Annotated in this window: 3 protein-coding genes; all 3 read left to right on the plus strand. The window is 74.9% G+C overall.

Annotation, left to right across the window (positions count from 1 at the left end; genetic code table 11):
• Positions 1-2,435: protein kinase (locus GTW40_RS15140; RefSeq protein WP_161180718.1), on the plus strand; the 2,435-nt coding region annotated here is incomplete at its 5' end.
• A gap of 210 nt (positions 2,436-2,645) precedes the next feature.
• The gene (locus tag GTW40_RS15145; RefSeq protein WP_161180720.1) at positions 2,646-4,310 is read left to right on the plus strand and encodes a serine/threonine-protein kinase; all 1,665 of its coding nucleotides are present in this window, start codon (positions 2,646-2,648) and stop codon (positions 4,308-4,310) included.
• A gap of 72 nt (positions 4,311-4,382) precedes the next feature.
• Positions 4,383-5,241, plus strand: an 859-nt coding sequence (locus GTW40_RS15150; protein ID WP_161180719.1) for a serine/threonine-protein kinase, incomplete at its 3' end; no start/stop codon positions are given.

Below are 5,241 nucleotides of genomic sequence, written 5' to 3' on the forward strand. Positions count from 1 at the left end.
CCACCCGCAGGCCGGCCGACCCCGCCGTGCGCCGCGCCCTTGAGGCCGCGCAGGCGGCCGCCCGGATACCGGACCACCCCCGCCTGGACCAGGTCTTCGACGTGTTCGCGGAGGGCGGTTCGCTCTGGATCGTCAGCGAACTGGTGTCCGCACAGTCCCTGTCGGCGCTCCTCGCCGAGCAGCCGCTCAACCCCTACCGCGCCGCCGAGGTCGCCTCCGACGTGCTGATGGCGCTGCGCGTCCTGCACGCCCACGGCTGGACCCATCGCAACATCACCGCCCGCACGGTCCTCGTCTGCGACGACGGCCGCGTCCTGCTGACCGGCCTCGCGTCCGGGGCGGCGGAGGAGGCGCTGTGCGGGTACGACCCGGTGCCGGTGGAGGCCGGGGAGGCTCCGCCGGGTCCGCCGCGTCCGACCGGTTCGAGCGGTCGGGGAGCGCAGACCGGGAGGTCCGGCGGAGGTGGTGCCGGGGTGCCGCTCGCCGCCGGTGCGGGAGGCGCGGGCGCGTTGCCCGTCCGTCCCGGCGCCGGTCACGGTGCCGACACCGACTCCGGCACCGACCCCGAGGCCGCCCGGCGCGCCGCGATCCAGGCGCGGGCCGCCGCGGCGGGCGGGGAGTCCGCGGAGCCCGGAGCATCCGGACGGCGGGCGCTGGAGAGCGGGGAGGACATCCGCGCGGCCCGTGCCGGTGCCATCGCCGCGTACCGCGCGGGAGCGCGTGCCGCGGCCCGGGTGCACGAGTCCCCGGACGGTCACCGCGCCGCCCTGCCGGGGGCGCGTACCCCGGAGCCGGGCGAGACGGATGCCACGGCCGCCGAGGCAGGGGCACGGTCCCCGTACCCCGAGCCGCGCCCCGCCGAGCCGCGCCGTACCGAGCTGCCCCCCGTAGGTCCCCACGCCGACCGGCCGTACGCCAGCGGGCGGGAATCCAACGGGCAGGAGTCCACCCCGCCCGGCACCATCGTCGATCCGTACGGGGTGGCGGGCAGGCCCTGGCCCGGTGCCACGCCCCGGACCGGGGCCGTACCCACGCCGTCCGCCGCGCCGAGGCCGCTCGCCGGTGACACCCGTAACGGGTCTTCCGCGCCCGGCGCCGAGCACATCCACCCGCAGCCCGCGATCCCCGCGCAGACCGGGGGAGTCTCCCGTTGGGACGAGACCGTCCCTGTCGGAGCGGTGTCGCGCGGGCCCGGCAATGCCATCGCCGCCGAGCGGGCCCGGCAGATGCGGATGAGTGTCGTGGGGGCCGTCACCGAGCGGTGGGCGCCGGAGCAGGCCGGGCCGGTGCACGAGAACTGGCAGCTGGCGGCGCCGGTAGGGCCCGCCACCGACCTGTGGGCGCTCGGGGCGCTGCTGTTCCGGGCCGTGCAGGGGCACGCCCCGTATCCGGAGGAGTCCACGGCCGAGCTGGTGCAGTTGGTGTGCGCCGAGCCGCCCGCCTTCGCGGAGGAGTGCGGGGCGCTGCGTCCGGTCGTGGAGTCGCTGCTGCGGCAGGACCCCACCGAGCGGCCGGATGTCGAGGAACTCGCCGGGTGGCTGCGGTCGTTGGTGCGTTCCGCGCCCGAGCCGGACGCCGGTGCGCATGTGGTGCCCGTGCCGCCCGCCGACCCGCGCAGGCTGCCGATAGTGCGGCGGCGCGGCGAGCTGGTGCGACGGCGCCGCAACCGCGCGCCCGCCCGGAATCCGCACGGCAAGCACAAGCGGGGCCGCCCGGAGCCGGAGCGGTCGCCGCGCAGCCTCGGCCGCCTTCTGCTGCTGCTCGTGCTGCTCCTGCTGGCCGGGGCGGTCGCCTACGCGATGCTGTTCCTGCCCAAGCGCGGCGAGGACGGCGCGACGGGCCGCGACCACGCCGGTACGGCGGGGCAGGCGAGCCCCGAGCCCTCCCGTGAGCAGCGGCCAAGTCCCGGTGAGACAGAGGGAGGTGGCGAGCCGACCGCGTCCGCGCCCGCCGCCGAGACCCAGACCGGCGGCGTCACGGTGGCCGACGGCTTCACCCTGCGCACGGACCCGGACGGTTTCCGGATCGCCGTCGCCAAGGGCTGGGACCGCACCCCGCGCAACAGCAGCGGCCAAGTCGTCTACGGCCATGGCGACTTCGAGCTGATCGTGGTGCCCGGCCGGGACGGTACGGCGTCCTACGGCACCGATCCGATGGCGTACCAGCGGGACAAGGAGCGCGAACTCCAGCCGTACCGCTCCTCCAGCTGGGCCACCGCGACCGGTCTCAGAACCATCGAGGTGGGCGGACGCACCATGGCCGAGGGGCAGTTCACCTGGACCGACGCGAACGGCCGCGACCTGTACGTGCGCAACATGGCGATGCTGCTGAACGGCCGCTACCACGTCGTCCAGGTCCGGGGGCCGGAAGCGGAGCGGGACGAGGTGACGCGGCTGTACGACCAGGCCACGTCCTCGTACCGCTACACGGGCTGAGCGGCGTACCGCGCGGGCCGTGTGCTGAACCATCGTCATCAGTCGCGCAAAGCGCCTGAACCCCGCGGGGGAGCCGTACTTCGGTTCCCGGCGTAGCGCGGAAGCGACAACCGTCACAGTGGTGTCTCCGTAGGACCCCGCCGGTTCCCTGCGGGGCGGCCGGTCCTTAGTCTGACCCTGTCAAGAGCATTGCGGGGCAACGTGAATCAGATGCAGGGTCTGCTCATAGCGGGCCGCTACCGGCTTGCCGATTCCATCGGCAGCGGCGGCATGGGCCGGGTGTGGCGCGCCCACGACGAGGTGCTGCACCGGAAGGTCGCCGTCAAGGAGCTGACCGCCGCGCTCTACGTCTCCGACAGCGAGCGGGGCGTGCTGCTGGCCCGCACCCGTGCCGAGGCCCGCGCCGCCGCGCGCATCAACCACTCCGCCGTCGTCACCGTGCACGACGTGCTGGAGCACGACGGCCGCCCCTGGATCGTCATGGAACTGGTCGAGGGCGAGTCGCTGGCCGACGCGGTGAAGGCGCGCGGCCGCATCGAGCCGCGCGAGGCCGCGCGGATCGGCCTGTGGGTGCTGCGGGCGCTGCGCGCCGCGCACGGGGCGGGGGTGCTGCACCGCGACATCAAGCCCGGCAACGTCCTGCTCGGCCGCGACCGCCGGGTGCTGCTCACCGACTTCGGCATCGCCCAGATCGAGGGCGACGCCACCATCACCCGCACCGGAGAGGTCGTCGGATCGGTCGACTACCTCGCCCCGGAGCGGGTGCGCGGCCACGACCCGGGCCCGGCGTCCGACCTGTGGGCGCTCGGCGCCACGCTGTACACGGCCGTCGAGGGCCGCTCGCCGTTCCGCCGCACCTCGCCGCTGGCCACCATGCAGGCGGTCGTCGAGGAGCGCGAGGAGCGCCCGGAGCACGCGGGTCCGCTCGGGCCGGTCATCTCCGCCCTGCTCCGCAAGGAGCCGGCGATGCGTCCCACCGCCGAGGACGCGGAGCGGATGCTCGCCGACGTGGCCGAGGGCCGGGCGACCCGTCCGTCACGGGTGCCGGTGCAGCAGGGCGTGGGCGTGCCGCCCACCGTCGCCACTGGCCTTCCCGGGGTCCCTGGGGTTCCTGGGGTGCCGACGGCGACGAGCCACACGACCGCGGTGAGCACCCCCGGCGGACAGGTGCCGGCCGCGCCCCGTACGGGACGGATGCGACGCAGGCACCGCAACCGCACGGTCGCGCTCGTCGTCGTCCTCGCGGTCGTGCTCGGCGCGGCCGCCGCCGTCGGCTACCAGAAGTGGGGCGCGTCGAAGCACGAGGCGGCCACGGGGGGCGCCACCCACGCGCCGGAGCCGACCGGTACGACGAAGCAGGGCACCAAGGGGACCAAGGGCGCCAAGGGCACCGTCCCGGCGGACTGGGTGCGCTACGACGACCCGCTGGGCTTCAGCCTCTCCCTGCCCAAGGGCTGGAAGCGCAAGACGTACGACACGACGCCCCCGAGCGACCTCAAGCAGATCGACTACACCCCCGACGACGGCGTGCACTTCGTCCGCATCGGTATCGACCCCTCCCCGGACTTCGCCGACGCCTACAGCCACCAGCAGGACCTGGAACAGCAGTTGCAGCGGCTGGTCGACTACCGACGGGTGCGCCTTGAGCAGAACACCTACCGCGACCGCGAGGGCGCGCTCTGGGAGTACACCTGGACCGCGCTGGCGAAGGACCCGCCCTACGTGCCGGGCCCGCGCCATGCCGTCGAGGAGACGTACATCTCGCGGGCGGGCGTGGAATACGCCATCTACATCTCGACTCCCCAGGAGGACTGGGCGGAGACGAACCAGCGGTTCAAGTGGGTGCTCCAGAGCTGGCGGCAGCCCGCGGGCTGACCCCGCACACCGTCTCGTCTTGGCCGGTCACCGTCACGGAGGGTGTGCGTCCGGTACGGCATGATGGGATCCATGGGGACCGAGGGGCACGACTTCCGTGTGATCGCGGGCCGTTACCGCCTCCGGGCGCGCATCGGACGCGGCGGGATGGGCATCGTCTGGCGGGCCGAGGACGAGGTGCTGGGCCGCTTGGTGGCGGTCAAGGAGATCGTCCAGGACGACTCCGCGCCGGACGGGGACGCCCGGCTGCGGCGCGAGCGGACCTTCCGCGAGGCGCGGGCGGTGGCGCAGCTGCACCATCCGCACATCATCGTCGTGCACGACGTGGTCGAGCAGGACGAGCGCCCGTACATTGTCATGGAGCTGATCGACGGCGGCTCGCTCGCCGACCGGATCGCCGCCGACGGCCCGCTCACCCCGGAGGAGGCCGCCCGGATCGGCGCCGACCTGCTGAGCGCGCTCAGCACCGCGCACGACGCGGGGGTGCTGCACCGGGACATCAAGCCCGCCAACGTCCTCGTCGAGGCGGGCACCGACCGGGCCGTGCTCACCGACTTCGGCATCGCCCGGGTCGCGGGCGCCACCACGCTCACCGAGACCGGCTCCTTCGTCGGCTCGCCCGAATACACCGCGCCCGAGCGGATGTCGGGGCTGCGCAGCGGTCCGGCGGCCGACCTGTGGTCGCTCGGCGCGCTGCTGTGCACGGCGCTCAGCGGCGAGTCGCCGTTCCGCCGGGACTCGCTCGGCGGCATCCTGCACGCCGTCGTCAGCGATGAGATCCGGCCGCCCGCCGAGGCCGAGCCGCTGCTGCCGGTCGTCCGGGGCCTCCTGGAGCGCGACCCCGAGCGACGGCTCGGCGCGGCGGACGCCGAACGGATGCTGCGCGCCTATCTGGAGACGGGCCGCACCCCCGCCCCGCCCGGCACCCCGA

It is taken from the genome of Streptomyces sp. SID4985, assembly GCF_009863025.1.
GTDB lineage: Bacteria > Actinomycetota > Actinomycetes > Streptomycetales > Streptomycetaceae > Streptomyces.

What these genes read in the sequence shown, in the direction of transcription:
- GTW40_RS15145 (WP_161180720.1), top strand. Translation starts at nt 2,646, where the DNA reads ATGCAGGGTCTGCTCATAGCGGGCCGCTACCGGCTTGCCGATTCCATC.